Origin of the sequence: Methanothermobacter thermautotrophicus str. Delta H, from assembly GCF_000008645.1 — an archaeon.
GTDB lineage: Archaea > Methanobacteriota > Methanobacteria > Methanobacteriales > Methanothermobacteraceae > Methanothermobacter > Methanothermobacter thermautotrophicus.
In genome coordinates this window covers 592,028-610,072 of sequence record NC_000916.1, presented here as the reverse complement: position 1 = coordinate 610,072, position 18,045 = coordinate 592,028, and the positions used below count along the sequence as shown (strand labels likewise).

Here is an 18,045-nt window from a genome sequence, read left to right as displayed (position 1 = left end):
CTTAAATACTGACCAGACAATATCTATAACATCATATTTACTGGAGTGATAATATGGCAAGAACAAAGAAAGTAGGTATCACAGGACGTTTCGGTCCACGTTACGGTCGTAAAGCTAAAAGAGCTGTTAAAAAGATTGAAGAAGAGATGAAGAGGAAGCACGTATGCCCGAGCTGTGACCGTCCCGGTGTTAAGAGGGAGAGCAGGGGCATATGGAAGTGCAGAAAATGCGGTGCTGTGTTCACAGGTGGAGCATACCTCCCGGTGACCCCAATGGGTAAGACAGCAGCCCGTAACATCAAGAGGATAGTTGGAGGTAAGTAGATTGTACCGCTGCGCCAGTGCGGGACACTCATAGACCCCAAGAAGTACATGGAGAACAAGTGCCCAAGGTGCAGGTACAGGATCCTCTTCAAGGAGGTGCCTCCGGTTAAGAGGACCCTGAGGGCACGGTAGGATGCTCCTCACAACATCCAGAAAGCCATCCCAGCGCACAAGGTCCTTTTCCCAGAGGCTCTCCAGGATCATGGGCTGGAGGTACATTAACAGGGGAAAGATGAGCCTGCGGGATGTGCTCATCGAGGCCAGGGGCCCGGTGGCTGTGGTCTCTGAGAGGCACGGTAACCCTGCAAGGATAACCTTCCTCGATGAAAGGGGAGGGGAGAGGGGTTACATCCTCTTCAACCCGTCCTTTGAAATGAAAAAACCTGAACTGGCAGATAAAGCGGTAAGGGTCAGTAGCTGCCCTCCCGGATCTGAGGGCCTCTGCAATCTAATGGGCCTTGAGGTGGATGAATCCTCATCCAGGGATGCCTGGAGTATAAGGACTGATGAAGAGTACGCCTGGGTGATGGAGCTCATGGATGCCAGGGGGACGCCCGCTGGTTTTAAGCTCCTGATACGTGATTTCAGGGTCGGTGAGTGAGTTGGGTCTCAGGAGAATTCAGGGCGTAATAGATATCAGGACGGACCCTGAATCAGCATCTGTGATCTACAGGGCCATCAAACCTGAGGTCATGGATTCGCCCTCCCAGAGGTCTTCCATGTCCATGGAACTTGATGATGGCAGGATAACCATTGTCATAAGCGCAGGGGATTCAGCATCCTTCAGGGCGGCTCTCAATTCGTCACTGCGCTGGGTGAAGCTTTCCATGGAGATTCTTGAATTGATGGGATCAACATAATTGGATATTTTGAAGGTGATAATATGGAACTTCCACAGAATGTACAGCACCAGTTAGCTCAGTTCCAGCAGCTGCAGCAGCAGGCACAGGCAATATCTGTGCAGAAACAGACGGTTGAAATGCAGATTAATGAGACACAGAAGGCCCTTGAAGAACTCTCAAGGGCTGCCGATGACGCTGAAGTATATAAGAGCTCAGGTAACATTCTCATCAGGGTTGCCAAGGATGAACTTACAGAGGAACTTCAGGAAAAACTTGAAACACTCCAGCTCAGGGAGAAGACAATTGAGAGACAGGAAGAACGCGTCATGAAGAAACTGCAGGAGATGCAGGTCAACATCCAGGAAGCAATGAAGGGCGCGGGTATCAATCCTGGGATGGGTAACTAATTGAGTCTCAGAAAACTCACTGAAGGGGATCTGGATGAGATATCCAGTTTCCTCCACAATACCATTTCTGATTTTATACTGAAGAGGGTGTCTGCCAAGGAAATAGTTGATATTGACATAACTGTGCTGGTGGAGTACACCGATGAACTGAAGGTTGATATCAGCGCTGAACTGTACCTTGATGAGCTTTCAGATGCAGATCCCGGGATTGTTGATGAGGCAGTGGATGCAGCCTACAGGAGCCTTGAATCCTTCCTTGATGGATTCAGGGAATAATCACTGCCGCCTCTGGATTAAAACAGATATTATGTAATTATCATCATGTATTAATACTTAACCAGTTTTCATTTAAAAGCATGTAATAACTTTTTTTCAAAAAGTATTTATATGTCGTGTGACAACCACTTTAGTGAGCATGAATTCCTCCTAGCTTAAAACGGAAGCCAGCTCAACAGGGCATCCAGCAACAATCCTTTCGCTCAAAAAAAATGTCATCTGATGCCCTGTTCCTCCTCTTTTTAATGATTCAGTTCAAATGCCATCTGATTCCTTTTTAACCAACATGGAATTAAACCTTCTGGGTCCTGGGGAGTGAATGTGAGAGTTCAGAGGTTTTCTCAGGGATCCTGGTAATTGCATTTGAATTGCATGAGAGGGTCTTCTCCATGTGGACCGTCCCGAGTTCATTCCCTGTGTCCACCGTTACACGGTATCCCCTTGAAAGCCAGAATTCGAGGGCACCACCGACGTATTTATGTGTGTGCAGGTAGATCCTCTGGTAGCCCAGTGATGCTGCTTCCTTCTCGGCGATTTCAACAAGTCTGGATGCAACACCCATCCTCCGGTGATCCTCATCTACAAAAACCCTCCACAGGCTGGCCGTTGTCTCTGGATCATAGTTCAGGCCCTCAAATTCACGGTCATAGGCACGGAGTCCCAGTGTCCCTATTACCCTACCACCCTGGGAGGCGAAGAGGAAGATGTTCCTTGGGGGTTTGAGGTAGTACTCCTCAAGGTTGATTATGTCCCTGTGGTACTCGGGTATGTATCCGAATCCAAACTCCCTCCTGATTATCCTGAAGAGGAAGTTTCTTATGGATTCAAGTTCAGATTCACTCATGGGTTCAGCCACAGTGATAATTTCCATCACCTTTTGTTTTTCAGTGTTTTTTGCCCCCTCATTCAACCAGCGATAACATCCATCACCAGTAAGTAATAATTATTCTGTGTTAAATCCAGATAAAGTAATACATGATTGTCTTCATATATGACATATGTGCTCAAGTCTTATAAAGTGTGCTGTTCAATAACATTACCATGACCTAAGGAGAACCGCTATGAGCTGCTACATCTACTGGGATAAGATAAAGAGGATAGCCTCAAGACTCGAGGGAATGAATTATCACTTCGATGAGATGGACACCAGCGGGGTCATGCCACTTCTTGATGAAATCGAGGAGATAGCCCATGACTCAACCATTGACTTTGAATCAGCAAAGCACATCCTCGATGATGCTGAAATGAATCATGCACTCAGCCTGATAAGGAAGTTCTACGTGAATCTCGGGATGAAGCTTGAAATGGAAAAGGCACAGGAGGTCATAGAGTCAGACTCACCCTGGGAGACCCTCAGGTCATTCTACTTCTACCCAAGGTACCTTGAACTACTTAAGAATGAGGCTGCCCTTGGAAGATTCAGGAGAGGGGAGAGAGCAGTTTTTATTGGAGGTGGTCCCCTACCCCTTACAGGTATTCTTCTCTCACACGTCTATGGTATGAGAGTTAATGTTGTTGAAATCGAACCAGACATCGCTGAGCTCTCAAGAAAGGTCATCGAAGGCCTTGGAGTTGATGGTGTGAATGTCATAACTGGAGATGAAACCGTCATTGATGGTCTTGAATTTGATGTGTTAATGGTGGCGGCCCTTGCAGAGCCAAAGAGAAGGGTTTTCAGGAACATACACAGATATGTTGATACAGAAACGCGGATTATCTACAGGACATACACAGGTATGAGGGCTATCCTCTACGCACCTGTCAGTGATGATGATATCACCGGATTCAGGAGGGCAGGAGTTGTCCTGCCATCAGGGAAGGTTAACAACACTTCGGTACTTGTTTTTAAATGTCCTGATTGACTTCCCATGATAAAGGAATTCACTCGCTTATACTTATTACCATCAGGGAGAATGACAGCAGATGGTTATTATTAATTTTAAAATAGAAATTGTTAAATAGTAGGGACATTCAAGAGTAACATGTAACACCAGAATGGTGTTTGATATTAAATTTTCCCTCCAGCAATCAGTTCATGGGGTTTCCCCATGAATTCCCTCTTTCTGAAAAAATTGAGTATTACATTTTTTCCAGTTTAAGGCCTTAAAGTATTAACAAAAGCATTATATATCTTATTACTCCAAGGAAGATCCGTACATTATTAACCATTAAAGAACTTAAAAGGAGGTGAAAAGGTATGGGAAGACAGTATTTCATGGTTTTCATGGTTCTTCTCGTTGCTGTGGCACTTACGGGTTCTGTGAGTGCAGCTGATACAAACTGTGAGGTGGGGGTTGACGTCAAATATGAATACGCCGACGATAACTCCCGTATAAACCCTGACATAAACTACATCACTGACAGTAACGGGACAAAGATAAACTTCACAAAGACCTTTGATCCGGCGGCAAACATAACAAAGCTCATATTCAACTACCAGAACATCACGAACACCACAAAATTCAAGATCAAGGTCACAGCACCCGGCTACAGGGATCTTCTACATGAATTCACCATCTCAACCAACCCGCTAAATCCACTGGACACAAAATACTACGCAAAACTTCAGCTCCGAATGAACGCCACAGACGCCTACAAACTGGGAAGGGAAATAACAAAGAAGGCAGACCAGATCCTCAACTTCTCAAGCGGCAACGTGCTTGTTATAACAACGGCAGGAATAGTCAAATACAGAAACGACACATCAGAGGATGTCATTGAGGGCATACTCAACCAGGCTGGTGGAAGGGTGACCTATGGTAAGGGCAACCTTCTTGTCATAAGGAAAAGCCCTGTGGATCCACTGGACACATTTTTCATAATCCAGAGAGGAGCAACGCTCCTTGGAGTCTACTTCAAGAATGCAAGCACATCACCGGTCGTCATTAAAACAGTTAACGGTAAAGCGGTATACACCATCGACCTCACAAAGAACATGACAGAGGCAAACTGGAACCTTCTGGTAAGCAAATATGGGAACCATGCTTTCCCTGTTGCAAGCCTTGCCAATGCCTGGGTCCAGGGAGCTCCATCAGACCTTCTCAGGGCAGCTGCATTCCATGGGCACATGTGCCTGGGTACCATCAGCGGATATGCAATGAGTCTGACACTCCTCAAGTACTATCCACCAGTCATGGACTTTACAAATCCAGGATCACCCGGTGAGATAACAAGCTACGTGACAGTGGGTGTACCGGGCGACTCAGATGATGATTCACTCCTAATGTTCCTCGACACAACACCGGGTAAGGGCGGATCCTACAGTGGATTCAACACAACAGCCACCGGTGCAGACACCAACCTTGTTGGCTTCATAAGATGGAACCCCAACACCCTCAAGGGTGACCTCATAGTGATGAAGTTTGACAAGGAGGCACTCAGGAGGCAGTTCCAGCAGCAGACCGGAAAGAACACAGAGCTTGAATTCAATGCATGGCTCATAGCTAAACTGAAACAGGACCCAACATCACTTATTACAATCGTCAGGGAACTTAAGGACCTCAATGTTACACACTACTACTATCTGCTGGGTACAGAAAACCCTGTGAACGCCACAGATAAGGTAAACAACATCACATACCAGATACCTGCCCAGATTGCCCATGGCCTTGACATGGCATACATAGACAGTCTTGGACTCTCCAATGCAACCCGTGAAAACAACACATTATCATGGGGTAACCTCACATACAACCAGATAAAACAGATAGGAATTGACGCTGCAAACCTCGCAAAACAGTTATTCCTCACAGAGAAGGGTATAAACCTTGAGAAGGATGACAGGGACCTTGTGGTGTTAACATCTGCTGGTTACTCAAGGGTGAATGGACAGGATATGAGCGCAGCCTGGGACGGAGTATTCGATGTCCTGGGATCAAGGCTCAGCAGGGCAACCCTCCTGCCGGTACACAGGCCACTCTGGAAGCCACTATGGTTCACATTTGCCCTCAGAGGCTACGATGGCATGACAATGGATGCAGTCTACATCTACTATGACCCGACAACAGGTCAGCTTGTTGCAAGCAATGCCTCAGACGGTAAATTCGTGAATGACATAGGCCCAAGGACCCTGAACAGCACACAGCTGAGCAACAAGATATCAAAGGTCTTTGCAAAGGATGGATGGTTCAACATACAGAGCATAGCAAATGCATGGAGGAACGACCCACCCTACGATCAGGTGCTGACATTCCTCTTCCATGACCATGCATGTCCAGGTGTATCACCAGGCTACCTGATAACAGAGTACATATTCAACAACTATCCCCTCAAGGAGGATGAGAACTACATCTACCTCGGTAACACCATCTACTGCAAGGACGACGCCATAGTCTACCGACTGGGGGTATCCCCCGGGCAGGGAACCTACTTCAACCTTCGAGTACCCGGAACAGAGAACGACCCTGAAAATGAATACGCCTATGGCGGAAACATTGAGGGTATCCTTGTTATCTGGGACAACAAGAACAAGGTTGGAAGGGCTGTTGTCATTGACTTCAAATGGCCACAATTCGATACCAGTGACTGTGCGACCAATGATGCTAAAAGGGAGAAGCAGATAGCTGGCTTCATAAGCCTCTACAAGGGTGAGATACCAAGTTACATGACAGCTCCACCGGTTGTGACCTACGATGCTGAGAGGCTCATCACAGAGAGTGAACTTCAGATGATCCTCTCCGGTGCAAACGGTCAGAACCCCATTGCATACGTTAAGGGCATACCTGCAAACAGGACCCTTGCTGACCTCATTCCGGTGAACAACGGAGGATCACAGAACGGAAACCAGGGCGGTGTTCCTGGTGGTGTTCCTGGTGGTGTTCCTGGTGGTGTTCCCTCAGGTTCAGCTGATGGTATCAGCGGCGGACATGCAGGTTATTCACCGGGTGTGGATACGGCTGCTTCACCTGCAGAGGTGGGCGCTGCATCTTCAGTGTCAGAGGAGCCTGCATCAACCCCTTCAAAGGCCTATGAGGTTAAGAATGTGACCTCAGGTTCCAGTGGTGGTGACTCCTCATGGTACGTCTACGGTATCGTGGGTGTCCTTGTTGCCGCTGGTCTCGTGGCCTTCGGATTCCTCAGGGGCGGAGCAGGAAAATAAACCCCAATTTTTTCTCTTTTTATTAACATTTGGTATTACGTTTTCTTGATACACATATAAAATGAGTAATAGTTAACGGTTTATTAATACTCTATTTTTCGATTGCCTCAAAATAGTAATAACAATAATTTATATTGTCTTCACAATAAATGGATATTGAAAAATTCAAAGGAGGTGAAAAGATCATGAGAAAACATCTGATTACAGTAACAGCAGTTCTTCTCATGTTAATGTTCTGCCAGAGCGTGGCAGCAGCAGACAACAGCACGGAGGATAATTCAACTACTGTACTGGTTATAGGGTCATCTACAGCCACAAAGAGTTACAATGAAGTTGCATACACTGTAATGAACCTCACAAACAGGGATGCGAAGAGGGTGAATTTCCAGATAAGATCCACCACACAGATAGGTAACATGACAGGCGATGAGATACTGTCACTCATCAACAGTTCCAGTATTATAATTGCTGAATGGGGCACACAGCTCGCCGGTAACGGTTCCTTTGAAGCTGTTATAAGAGCCCATCCATCAATATTAGAAAACAAACTGTTTTTTGCATTTGAAAGCGGACCAACTCTCGTCAAATTGAGCAGAATAAACAATACAGAGGTCTTCACTGGTGTTAACGACAGTGATATTGGAACATACGATAGACCAGGTACTTTAATAGGCGCATGTCACGACGGAGACCTTACATCTCTTATAGCATATAAACAGAAATACCCTGGAAACACAGCACTGCATCAGTGGATAGATTGCGCCCTGTACTATGCAGCAGCGGGCAAAACAAACCTTGAAAATCAGTTCAAACTCGCACTAAAGATGTACTATAACATGCGCGGAATACCATGGAACAGCAGCTGGGAGCCTGCGACTGTTGAACCAGCTTCTCCATTGTCATCAGAATTCCTCTACCGTGATGGTCAGAGGTTTACAAAGGAGGATTACTTCACAAGATATCCTCTGGATCCAGCTAAACCCACAGTGGCTGTCCTGAGCTATGTTGGATCCACAGGGGAGGTCACCTACGCTGATGCGATGCAGCAGATAATCGATGCACTCGTCTCAAGGGGACTCAACGTCATACCAGTTATAGGTACATGGTCAAATTATGTCATCCTCAACCAGACTGGTATGCAGAACATTATCCAGACGCTATGCATGCCAAACCAGACCTACAACATAACTGCCATCAGGGGAATAGGGAACTACACTGACCTCACATCAATCCTTGGTGTTACCAGCGTCTCAAGTGCGAATGTTTATGAGGTTCAGATACTTGATAATGGTAACCTAATAAGGAGTCTCAAGATCAGCACAGTACAGCCGGTGAACGTATATTCAGCCCTAGTAAAGTTTCTCACAGATGCATCAAACGTTGTTCAGTACGAGGCCAACCCTGAAAAATACCCTGTCAAGGCAAACGTTATCATAGATATGCTGACGTTTATAACCGGGTCAACAACATCCGGTGCCAGTGTTACCAAGTTCTTTGATAGATCAAATATCCCTGTTCTGAGGGCAATGATAACCAGTTCTACATACAGAACAATTGGTCAGTGGATTGTCTCAGAGGAGGGATTCAGCTGGATGTCAGTTTACTGGCAGTGTGCACAGCCAGAGATGCAGGGTCAGATAGAACCACTTGCCATAGGTGTGGGTGAGATAGGTTCAGATCCTGAAACAGGTGCACAGTGGGACATAACAGTGACCATTCCAGAGAGGATAGAGAAACTTGTCAGCAGGGCCTTCAACTGGATCAGACTCCAGACCATGGCAAATAGTGACAAAAAGGTGGCAATTGTATACTACAACTACCCGCCGGGTAAGCAGAACATAGGTGCAAGTTACCTTAATGTCCCCGAAAGTATCATTGAGATACTCAAGCGCATGAAGGCAGAGGGCTACAGTGTTGGTGAAATACCGCAGGACGCTGATGCACTGGTTGAGATGATGATCAAAAACGGTATAAATGTTGCCAACTGGGCCCCCGGTGAACTTGAGAAACTTGCAAACAGTTCAAATGCAATACTGTGGCCATACGAGGACTACCTTGCATGGTTCAATACACTTGATCCTGTTGCCCGCAAGGAGATGGTTGAAGGTCCCGTTGGATACATAGAGGAACTCACAAGGGTTGCGGTGCAGTGTATCAATGAAGGAGACTGCAGGGTCAGGGATGAAATGCTCAAGACACTCAACCGCTGGACCCAGGAGATGATCTCAAATGCGAATACACACCCTCAGATCGCAGGAACAGCAATTGATCTTATAAACAAAATGAGCGCTGCCCTGACAGCAGTCATCTGGAACACATCCAACACAACGGCATGGGATCTCTTCTACATCTACAAAAACCAGTTCATGGCCCTCAATGTTTCAGGGATGACTGGCTGGGGTGAACCACCAGGAAACGTCATGGTTGTAACAAGAAATGGAAGGAAGTACGTAGTGATCCCGGGGCTCATGTTTGGAAATGTCTTCATAGGCCCGGAACCACAGAGGGGATGGGAAGCCGACGCTGCAAACCTCTACCACAGCACAATAGTTCCACCACCTCACTGCTACCTTGCATGGTATGCATGGGTAAACACGGTTTTCGGTGCAAATGCGCAGATACACGTTGGAAGACACGCAACCTACGAGTGGACACCAAGGAAACAGTATGCCCTCTCATCCTTTGATTACCCTGATATATGCATAGGAGATACACCATCACTATACATCTACATAATGGATGGTGTTGGAGAGGGTCTGCAAGCCAAGAGAAGAGGACTTGCAGTGATCATAGATCATTTAACACCACCGCTGACAAGAACAAAGCTCTACGGTGACCTTCAGGAACTTGCAGGGCTCGTGTCAAGTTACGAGGCTACACCAACTGGAAACCCCATGAGAGACGAATATGCAAAGCAGATCAGGGAAACCATAATCAAACTTGACCTTGCAAGGGATCTTGGGATTAACGCAACCAACATGACGGACGATGACATAGACAGGGTGCATGACTACCTTCTGAGCATTACCAGTACACTGATGCCCTATGGACTTGACACATTTGGTCTCAACTGGACTGACAGTGAAGTGGCCCTCATGGTATCAGGGATGCTCTCACCAGACAGCGACGTGGACCCATCACTACAGAGACTCATATCTATGATGAATGGATGGAATTTCAGCAACCTCACCTTTGAACAGGCTGAAGCACTTAACAATGCCACTGTAGAGATGATAATGGAACTTTTAAGGGGAACATCGATCGACACACTACTTGAAAACATCACGGATCCATCTCTCAAGGCAACACTCCACTCAAAGCTTGAGCTGGCACTCCAGTATGCATCACTCCTTAAGGACAGTCCTTCCAGTGAAATGGATGCACTTATGGAGGGTCTATCCGGACACTACATAACTCCTGCAAAGGGAGGAGATCCAGTTAAGGCCCCATACGCCCTTCCAACAGGAAGAAACTTCTATGCCCAGGACGACAACACACTACCAACAAAGGTGGCGTGGGATCTTGGTAAGAGGCTCGCAGATATGGCCCTGGCCCAGCTCGATACAATTCCTGAAAAGATGGCTGCGGTGGTCTGGTGCGTTGAGACGGCAAGAGACGACGGTGCAATGGTTTCATTCGTCCTGAGAATGCTGGGTGTGCAGCCAAAGATGGACGATAAGACCTGGCTCGGAGGCGGAAAACTATCCTACATAGTTCCAACAAATTTAACAGAGCTTCTATCAGACCTCAATAATGTGAGAAGCAGCATGGGCCTTTCAAACCTCACATCAAGGCCAAGGATTGATGTCATAGTAACCACCAGTGGCCTCTTCAGGGATCTATTCCCCAACCTTCTGGCCAAAATGGACGTAGCATACAGGGTTGCACTCGGAGCATCATACTCAAAGATCCTTCAAGCTTACCCCGAACTCAAGACACAGCTTGACCTTGCCCTAGATCCACTGCTCACAGGACAGTTCAAACAGGCTAAGACAATGGCAGATCTTCTTAAAATCATAGACAAAAATGATTCACTTAACGTCAATTACATTGCAAAGCACTGGGTAGAGCTGGTACTCGCAGGTTATGACGGTGATACTGCCATAACACGTATATTCGCTCCACCTGTCGGTGACTATGGCGCAGGGGTTAACCATGGTGTTGAAGAGGCATGGACATGGGATAACAGGTCAGAACTTGCCGATGTATACCTCAGAAGGATGAGTCACGCATACTCAAACACGCGCTGGGGAGCATCAATGGAAGGTCTCTTTGAGAATCTCCTGAAGGGTGTAACAGTGGCATACCACAGCAGGAGCACCAACCTTTATGGTGTAATTGACAACGATGACTACTACGACTACTATGGGGGCCTCTCAATGGCAATTGAGAAGGTCAACGGTGGGGTGGCACCTTCACTCAATGTGCTCTACTACGCCAACCCATCAAGGCCTGAAGTTGTCTCACTGCAGGAGTTCATGAGACGTGAAATGAGGACACGCTACTACAACCCTGAATGGATAAAGTCAATGATGAACGAGGGATATAGCGGTGCAAGGACCATCTCAAACAAGTTCGTCGCATACCTCTGGGGATGGCAGGTTACCGCACCACAGCTTGTTGATGACTATGACTGGAATGAGATCACAGACATATACATTAAAGACAAATACAATCTAGGTGTGAACAGATGGCTCTCCACAGGTAACAGGGCATATTCTATGATCAGTATAACAGGGACGCTATTAACAGCAGCACATAAGGGCTTCTGGAAGGCTGATGAGGCCACTCTGAGGCTGGTTGCAAATACATGGGCAAGCACTGTTGCTGAGTACGGTGTGGCATGCTGTGACTGCAGCTGCGGCAACCTTGCAATGATGGAGTGGGCAATGCAGTATGTTAACCCTGATCTACTTGCCAGGGTTAAGTCAAAGATATACGAAGCCACAGGGGCCGCAGCCTTTGCACCATCTGAGAACCCAAACCAGGGTGGAGAATCAGGTTCAACACCCGGAGGGCAGCCTCATGATGGAAGTAGTGGAACCTCAGGAGGATCTGAAGGTGTTTCAGCGGCAAGTCCAGGTACTCAGAGCTCCTCACAGAATGTGGGAGCAGGCTCTGAATCATCACAGGGTGCAGGAAAATCATATGAGGTTACAGCATCTGGTTCCTCCGGTTCATCAGATACTGGAATGCCTGTGTACGCCATATTGGGTGTCATAGCACTGGTTGCCCTGGTTGGAGTGGGCTACTTCATGGGACCTGGAAGGAAATAACCCCTTCCCCAATTATTTTTTCTTTTGAAAAAACTTAAATATCACATTAACTTTAATTTAAATAAAATTTATTTGAATGAATTATTATCTGGATCCGGATCTCAGTAATAAAAAATGTAGTAATAAAAATTGGCGTTTAATTTAGGGAACTGTAATAATTTAATTTATATACTAATTATCACAAAACTTGAAGGTGGAAGGTGTGGATCATGGACATTGCAAATCTACTGTGGCAGGCAGGAATCCTATCGGTTCTCCTGATATTCGGTGTGAAGATTGGACTGGCAATGGGCTTTGCAGGCCTATCAAGGAAGATGGCGGCCCTAATAACCGCAGGTTACGGTCTAGGGATTTATGCCCTTTCAGCACTGGCAAATGCCTACATGAACTCGGTTCAGGGCTTCTTCAACACCTACAGTTCGCTCATAACAATCATAATGGCAGCCATTCTCATATTCGCAGGTGTCCACACTCTCCGTGAGTGGAAAGAACACAGGCGTGACACAGCAAAGACTGCATGTGTGGCTATGGTTGCACCCTGCCCCTGCTGTTTCGGGGCGGTCATCGTCAGCATAATTCTGGTATCACCGATAATAGGAGTATCTGCGGTTACACTTGGCAAGTACTCAGGAATAATCCTTGCAGCATTCATAGGTTTCTTCTATGTATTTGCCAACGGGATCGCAGCCGCCATCAAGAAACCATACCCGGTTCTACTTGGAAACTTCATGCTCTTTGCTGGTCTATACTTCCTGACAGCTGCCATCGTGCTCCCCAACGTGAACAGCGTCATGAGCATGAAGATGACACCCCTCACGGTGCCGGGGATAGACACAATAATATACGTCGTCCTTGGAACCCTCGCGCTGATGGGGCTTGGAATATACCTTAACAAGAGAAAAAGCACATTCATAGAATAGAAAGAGGTGATATGATATGGTTGCAGTACCCGGCAGTGAGATACTGAGCGGTGCACTACACGTTGTCTCCCAGAGCCTCCTCATACCGGTTATAGCAGGTCTACTGTTATTCATGGTATACGCCATAGTGACCCTCGGAGGGCTCATATCAGAGTACTCTGGAAGGATAAGGACTGATGTTAAGGAACTTGAATCGGCAATAAAATCAATTTCAAACCCAGGAACCCCTGAAAAGATAATTGAGGTCGTCGATTCGATGGACATACCACAGAGCCAGAAGGCCGTGCTCACTGATATCGCAGGGACAGCTGAACTCGGACCAAAATCAAGGGAGGCCCTCGCAAGGAAGTTGATAGAGAATGAGGAACTCAGGGCTGCCAAGAGCCTTGAGAAGACAGACATTGTAACCAGACTCGGCCCAACCCTTGGACTGATGGGGACACTCATACCCATGGGTCCAGGACTCGCAGCCCTCGGGGCAGGTGACATCAATACACTGGCCCAGGCCATCATCATAGCCTTCGATACAACAGTTGTGGGACTTGCATCAGGGGGTATAGCATACATCATCTCCAAGGTCAGGAGAAGATGGTATGAGGAGTACCTCTCAAATCTTGAGACAATGGCCGAGGCAGTGCTGGAGGTGATGGATAATGCCACTCAGACGCCGGCGAAGGCTCCTCTCGGATCAAAATGAAGAGGACCCCATGGCTGGAAGCGCCAACCTGGTTGACGCCATGCTGGTACTCTCAGTCGGTTTCCTGATATTCCTGGTACTCTCATGGAACATGCAGAACGTTGTATTTGCAGATATGACTCCCCAGGAGAGACAGGAGACCATGGAGGCCATGAAAAAGGCTGTTGAGGTCCAGAAGGGTCAGGAACTTAACGACACTCCACAGACCACTTCGGGTTCGGGTCAGGGATACGTTGAGATGGGAACAGTCTACCGTGACCCCAAGACAGGTAAACTCATAATGGTCCAGGGATAATGGACCGCCTTTCACTTATTTCCACAGCAAGTACTGCTCTTTTTATTGTAGACCCCTATTTTTTAGATCCCTGCTATTTACATGAAGCTTTAAGTATTCCATACACATAAAATATTCAGAATTGAGCTAGTCAGGAGTTATACCGATGCTTGAGATCATACCTGTTATTGATTTAATGGATGGTATCGCGGTATCCGGCAAATCCGGTGAACGTGAAAAATACAGGCCCCTGGAGTCAGTATATTCACCGTCACCGGATCCAGTTAACATTGCACTATCCCTCAGGGCAGCAGGTGCAAGGTCAATCTACATAGCGGACCTCGATGCCATCGAGGGCACAGGATCAAACCTTGAGGCAGTGAGGAGGGTGAACCATGTCCTCCCCGTGATCCTTGATGCCGGTGTCAGGGATCTCGAAACCTTCCACTTCATGCTTGAATTCGCATCAAGGGTCGTTGTTGCAACGGAGACCCTTGAGAGCACAGAGGAGCTGGAGGAGATCCTCAGGAACTATCCTCCTGAGAGGACCGTTGTCAGCGTGGACGTTAAGGACATGAGGCTCCACTCAAGAAACCTTGAGATTGGACTTGAGGAATTAAGGGACCTCCTGATGGGATATGAAGTAGACATAATCCTCTTGGATATCGGGTCCGTCGGTACATCCTCTGGTTTCAACAGGGAACTCCTTGAACTCTTCAGACCCCTTATCGAGCGTGTAATACCCGGGGGTGGTGTTCTCCCTGAGGAGATACCTGAACTTGAGGCTATGGGTGTCAGGGCGGCTCTTGTTGGAAGGGCACTCCATGAAGGGATGGTGAGGCCCGGGTGAGCTCAGGGGAAGGTTACCTCCTTATCGGTCCGGTAAGCAGGGACCATATAGTGAGAGGGGACTCCCATGAGGTGAAGGCTGGTGGTGCGGTCTACTACTACTCAAGACTCCTGTCCCACCTTGGAGTCCGTCACACAGCCCTTGTGACCATCTCAGAGGATGACTCCGAACTTCTTGAGGAATTCCCGGATAAAACAAGGATTGTGCCTGTATACCATGACCGTACAGTTGAATTTGAAAATATCTACTCCAACGGGGATACTGCAGGAAGGACTCAGAGGTCAAACTTTGCTGAAAACCCCATAGAGGTGGAGGACCTTGAAGGCCTTGCATCACTGGACTGGACTGCAGTGCTCGCAGGACCCCTCCTCCCATCAGACATACCCCTCAGGACCCTGGAATTCCTGGGTGAAAGGTACAGGCTCTACACAGGACTCCAGGGTTACCTCAGGCACCCTCAGGGAAGGAGTGTAATACTGAAACATGCAGGGCACATATGGAGGGTCATGGAGGCAGGGGATGGTGTATTCCTTGATGTGAATGAACTCGGGACAATCTCAGATAACCCTCTGAGGGCTCTGCGTATGCTGGCTGAGCATACCCCTGAGGCGGTGGTAACATGCGGCAGGAGGGGTTCAGTCATCTGCCATGGCGGCTCCAGAACAAGGATAAGGGCTGTGAGGGCTGTGAGAGAACTTGACCCCACGGCCTTGGGGATACCTACATGGCAGCCTATGTACATGCCAGAAGAATGGTGGGGCCGGAGGCGGCTGGAAGGTTTGCATCCCTAATGGCCACAAGAAAACTTGAGGGTGAAATCTGACTAGATTCCCAGGATGAAGGGCAGGATGATGAAGGGTAAGAGTCCGGCTGCAAAGAATATGCCCACACCTGCAAGGACCTGGTCCCGGTTATCATCCATAACACCATTACATATCAGAATCATGCTCAGGAATCCCATAAGTGCAGGTATTGCATGGGAGTAGATCACAGATCCGGTGAATGTTCCAGCAACCATTTGAATCACTAACACGCTTTTTTTAACTGTGAATTATATGGTGGGGATTCTTAAATACCTTGTGCATACCGGTGCCATGAACTGCTGCAATAGATATTTAACCCTTTATTTTCAAAGATAATAATGATCATTCTGATGGAGGAGATTTATCATGCTGCATGGTACAGAAGTACTCAAGAAGGGATTTGCAAAGATGACCAAGGGCGGCGTTATAATGGACGTTGTCAACGCTGAACAGGCAGCAATTGCAGAGGATTCAGGAGCAGTCGCTGTCATGGCCCTTGAAAAGGTACCTGCTGATATAAGGGCTTCAGGTGGAGTTGCAAGGATGGCTGATCCAAACAAGGTCCAGGAGATAATGGATGCGGTGTCCATACCGGTCATGGCCAAGGTCAGGATAGGACACTTCGTGGAGGCCCAGGTCCTCGAGGCCCTAGGAGTTGACATGATAGATGAGAGTGAGGTCCTGACACCTGCTGATGAGAGGTTCCACATAGACAAGAAGAAATTCACTGTACCATTTGTCTGCGGTGCAAGGAACCTTGGAGAGGCCCTCAGAAGGATAGATGAGGGGGCCGCCATGATAAGGACCAAGGGGGAACCAGGAACAGGCAACATCGTTGAGGCAGTTAGGCACATGAGGATAATGATGAGTGAGATCAGGGAGATCCAGAACAAGGAGGAAGAGGAGCTCTGGGAGGTTTCAAGAAAGATTGAGGCCCCCCTTGAACTTGTCAGGGAAACAGCGAAACTTGGAAAGCTTCCTGTGGTTAACTTTGCAGCCGGGGGGGTTGCAACACCTGCAGATGCGGCCCTCATGATGCAGCTTGGAGCCGACGGTGTCTTTGTTGGTTCAGGTATATTCAAATCAGACAACCCTGAGGGGTATGCCCGAGCCATAGTTGAGGCCACAGCTCACTATGATGACCCTGAGGTTATAGCAGAGGTTTCAAGGGGACTTGGAACAGCAATGAGGGGGCTGGAAATCAGCGAAATCCCTGAAGAGGGCAGAATGCAGGATAGAGGATGGTAAATCCATCCTTTATTATTTTTAATCTTTAAAGGGCCCTGTAGGTGACAGTTACCCTGTATGTTCCGGGGTCTGTATAGGGCGGCACAGTCAGATAATAATTTACAGGGATTTTTATATTAACTGAGCCTCTGTAGGTCCAGAAAGTGTAGTATCTTGTTGTGAAGCTTCTCTTTGGAACATCTATGGGCCCGTAGGGGCATCAATATTTTATGCTGTATTTGAGGTTTAAGAGTGGTATTCTGTTTGAGCTGTTGTTGATACTTATGAGGTCGCCACTGGCCCTTACAGAGACCCTCAGGATCCCGCCGCTTGTTCTTATAGATACATCTGTTATGGAGTAATATGCTCTCTCAAGACCATCGGGGTCCACGGTGCCAAGGTTGAGGGCTGTGGGTGTTACAGAAATCTGGATACCACTCGCAAGGGGTTCTACTGCAGTTGTATTCAGTGAAGTAGTAGTGTTTGTCGTGTTATTCCCTGTGTCCGCAGATACAACTCCAAGTAAAAAAACAGATGCTATTACTGTAATAAACATAACATGTCCCTTCAAATCCCCACCCCAGATCTGATACTTACTTGGGGTTTCCATGTATTTATATGTAATTAAATAGTTCTTTAATTTAAAACCTGAAAAGAAAAATAGGGTGGGATTAAGTAGTTTTTAAAAAATGAAAGCAATGAATTAAAAAATTAAACAGCTTTTTTTCCACTTTCACCGGTTCTTATTCTCACAACCTCATCTACCCCTGATATGAATATTTTTCCGTCCCCTATGTCTCCGGTCTGGGCGCTTTTAACTATTGTTTCAACCACGGTGTCCACGTCCTCATCATTCACCACTATCTCGATCTTTGTCTTGGGGAGGAGGTCTATCCTGTAGTCCCTCCCACGGTAACTTTCTGTTATACCGAGCTGTCTCCCCCGTCCTCTGACCTCTGTCACAGTCATACCGTGGCACCCTGCAGCTTCAAGGGCGTTTTTAACTTCCTCCAGTTTTTCAGGTCTTATTATGGCCACTATTTCCTTCATGA

General features: G+C 47.3%; 18 protein-coding genes and 1 pseudogene. 15 read left to right on the top strand and 4 right to left on the bottom strand.

Annotated features, from left to right (window positions below):
• Window positions 1-53 precede the first annotated feature (53 nt).
• The 6 genes and pseudogenes from rpl37A (at window position 54) to MTH_RS03160 (ending at window position 1,848) form a co-directional block, all read left to right on the top strand.
• Complete coding sequence (gene rpl37A / locus MTH_RS03180; protein ID WP_010876320.1) at window positions 54-323, top strand: 50S ribosomal protein L37Ae; 270 nt, start codon at window positions 54-56, stop codon at window positions 321-323.
• Between the two features lies 1 nt (window position 324).
• Window positions 325-455 (top strand): annotated as a pseudogene (locus MTH_RS10045) (DNA-directed RNA polymerase subunit P).
• A gap of 1 nt (window position 456) precedes the next feature.
• Entirely contained in the window at window positions 457-924 is a 468-nt protein-coding gene (locus tag MTH_RS03175; protein ID WP_010876318.1) for a Brix domain-containing protein, read from the top strand.
• On the top strand, window positions 917-1,183 hold the full coding sequence (locus tag MTH_RS03170; RefSeq protein ID WP_010876317.1) for a KEOPS complex subunit Pcc1: 267 nt from the start codon (window positions 917-919) through the stop codon (window positions 1,181-1,183). Before MTH_RS03175 ends, MTH_RS03170 begins: the two co-directional genes overlap by 8 nt.
• A 23-nt stretch (window positions 1,184-1,206) precedes the next feature.
• Complete coding sequence (locus MTH_RS03165) at window positions 1,207-1,572, top strand: prefoldin subunit beta (RefSeq protein WP_010876316.1); 366 nt, start codon at window positions 1,207-1,209, stop codon at window positions 1,570-1,572.
• Entirely contained in the window at window positions 1,573-1,848 is a 276-nt protein-coding gene (locus MTH_RS03160; RefSeq protein WP_010876315.1) for a DUF3194 domain-containing protein, read from the top strand.
• Between the two features lie 292 nt (window positions 1,849-2,140).
• Here the strand turns inward: MTH_RS03160 and MTH_RS03155 are convergent, their stop codons facing one another.
• Window positions 2,141-2,719, bottom strand: a complete 579-nt coding sequence (locus MTH_RS03155) for a GNAT family N-acetyltransferase (RefSeq protein ID WP_048061236.1) — start codon at window positions 2,717-2,719, stop codon at window positions 2,141-2,143.
• A 190-nt stretch (window positions 2,720-2,909) separates the two neighbouring features.
• Between MTH_RS03155 and MTH_RS03150 the strand changes: the two genes are divergently transcribed.
• From MTH_RS03150 to MTH_RS03115, 8 genes are all read left to right on the top strand, one after another.
• Entirely contained in the window at window positions 2,910-3,710 is an 801-nt protein-coding gene (locus MTH_RS03150; RefSeq protein ID WP_010876313.1) for a nicotianamine synthase family protein, read from the top strand.
• A gap of 335 nt (window positions 3,711-4,045) precedes the next feature.
• Entirely contained in the window at window positions 4,046-6,946 is a 2,901-nt protein-coding gene (locus MTH_RS03145) for an FmdE family protein (protein ID WP_010876312.1), read from the top strand.
• 185 nt (window positions 6,947-7,131) lie between these two features.
• On the top strand, window positions 7,132-12,222 hold the full coding sequence (locus MTH_RS03140; protein ID WP_115892226.1) for a cobaltochelatase subunit CobN: 5,091 nt from the start codon (window positions 7,132-7,134) through the stop codon (window positions 12,220-12,222).
• A 209-nt stretch (window positions 12,223-12,431) separates the two neighbouring features.
• The gene (locus tag MTH_RS03135) at window positions 12,432-13,142 is read left to right on the top strand and encodes a DUF2162 domain-containing protein (RefSeq protein ID WP_052261160.1); all 711 of its coding nucleotides are present in this window, start codon (window positions 12,432-12,434) and stop codon (window positions 13,140-13,142) included.
• 16 nt (window positions 13,143-13,158) lie between these two features.
• A complete protein-coding gene (locus MTH_RS03130; protein WP_010876309.1) occupies window positions 13,159-13,839 on the top strand; it encodes a MotA/TolQ/ExbB proton channel family protein in 681 nt (226 codons plus the stop codon).
• Window positions 13,796-14,134, top strand: coding sequence for a DUF2149 domain-containing protein (locus MTH_RS03125; RefSeq protein WP_048060878.1), 339 nt, complete (start codon window positions 13,796-13,798; stop codon window positions 14,132-14,134). Before MTH_RS03130 ends, MTH_RS03125 begins: the two co-directional genes overlap by 44 nt.
• Before the next feature lie 145 nt (window positions 14,135-14,279).
• A complete protein-coding gene (locus MTH_RS03120; protein ID WP_010876307.1) occupies window positions 14,280-14,963 on the top strand; it encodes a HisA/HisF family protein in 684 nt (227 codons plus the stop codon).
• The gene (locus MTH_RS03115; RefSeq protein ID WP_010876306.1) at window positions 14,960-15,754 is read left to right on the top strand and encodes a ribokinase; all 795 of its coding nucleotides are present in this window, start codon (window positions 14,960-14,962) and stop codon (window positions 15,752-15,754) included. Before MTH_RS03120 ends, MTH_RS03115 begins: the two co-directional genes overlap by 4 nt.
• A gap of 32 nt (window positions 15,755-15,786) precedes the next feature.
• On the opposite strand, the gene MTH_RS03110 is transcribed toward MTH_RS03115, so the two are convergent.
• The gene (locus MTH_RS03110; protein ID WP_048060877.1) at window positions 15,787-15,981 is read right to left on the bottom strand and encodes a hypothetical protein; all 195 of its coding nucleotides are present in this window, start codon (window positions 15,979-15,981) and stop codon (window positions 15,787-15,789) included.
• A gap of 151 nt (window positions 15,982-16,132) precedes the next feature.
• Here MTH_RS03110 and pdxS point away from each other — a divergent pair, with 151 nt between their 5' ends.
• Complete coding sequence (gene pdxS, locus MTH_RS03105; protein ID WP_010876304.1) at window positions 16,133-17,014, top strand: pyridoxal 5'-phosphate synthase lyase subunit PdxS; 882 nt, start codon at window positions 16,133-16,135, stop codon at window positions 17,012-17,014.
• A gap of 199 nt (window positions 17,015-17,213) precedes the next feature.
• Here the strand turns inward: pdxS and MTH_RS03100 are convergent, their stop codons facing one another.
• The gene (locus MTH_RS03100) at window positions 17,214-17,564 is read right to left on the bottom strand and encodes a hypothetical protein (RefSeq protein ID WP_048060876.1); all 351 of its coding nucleotides are present in this window, start codon (window positions 17,562-17,564) and stop codon (window positions 17,214-17,216) included.
• A gap of 140 nt (window positions 17,565-17,704) precedes the next feature.
• Entirely contained in the window at window positions 17,705-18,043 is a 339-nt protein-coding gene (locus tag MTH_RS03095; protein ID WP_048060875.1) for a P-II family nitrogen regulator, read from the bottom strand.
• Window positions 18,044-18,045: the final 2 nt, after the last annotated feature.

Excerpts from the sequence above, each read along its gene's own strand:
- rpl37A (WP_010876320.1), top strand. The coding sequence starts at position 54 with ATGGCAAGAACAAAGAAAGTAGGTATCACAGGACGTTTCGGTCCACGT.
- MTH_RS03175 (WP_010876318.1), top strand. The coding sequence starts at position 457 with ATGCTCCTCACAACATCCAGAAAGCCATCCCAGCGCACAAGGTCCTTT.
- MTH_RS03165 (WP_010876316.1), top strand. The coding sequence starts at position 1,207 with ATGGAACTTCCACAGAATGTACAGCACCAGTTAGCTCAGTTCCAGCAG.
- MTH_RS03155 (WP_048061236.1), bottom strand. The coding sequence starts at position 2,719 with ATGGAAATTATCACTGTGGCTGAACCCATGAGTGAATCTGAACTTGAA.
- MTH_RS03150 (WP_010876313.1), top strand. The coding sequence starts at position 2,910 with ATGAGCTGCTACATCTACTGGGATAAGATAAAGAGGATAGCCTCAAGA.
- MTH_RS03145 (WP_010876312.1), top strand. The coding sequence starts at position 4,046 with ATGGGAAGACAGTATTTCATGGTTTTCATGGTTCTTCTCGTTGCTGTG.
- MTH_RS03140 (WP_115892226.1), top strand. The coding sequence starts at position 7,132 with ATGAGAAAACATCTGATTACAGTAACAGCAGTTCTTCTCATGTTAATG.
- MTH_RS03135 (WP_052261160.1), top strand. The coding sequence starts at position 12,432 with ATGGACATTGCAAATCTACTGTGGCAGGCAGGAATCCTATCGGTTCTC.
- MTH_RS03130 (WP_010876309.1), top strand. The coding sequence starts at position 13,159 with ATGGTTGCAGTACCCGGCAGTGAGATACTGAGCGGTGCACTACACGTT.
- MTH_RS03125 (WP_048060878.1), top strand. The coding sequence starts at position 13,796 with ATGCCACTCAGACGCCGGCGAAGGCTCCTCTCGGATCAAAATGAAGAG.
- MTH_RS03120 (WP_010876307.1), top strand. The coding sequence starts at position 14,280 with ATGCTTGAGATCATACCTGTTATTGATTTAATGGATGGTATCGCGGTA.
- MTH_RS03110 (WP_048060877.1), bottom strand. The coding sequence starts at position 15,981 with ATGGTTGCTGGAACATTCACCGGATCTGTGATCTACTCCCATGCAATA.
- pdxS (WP_010876304.1), top strand. The coding sequence starts at position 16,133 with ATGCTGCATGGTACAGAAGTACTCAAGAAGGGATTTGCAAAGATGACC.
- MTH_RS03095 (WP_048060875.1), bottom strand. The coding sequence starts at position 18,043 with ATGAAGGAAATAGTGGCCATAATAAGACCTGAAAAACTGGAGGAAGTT.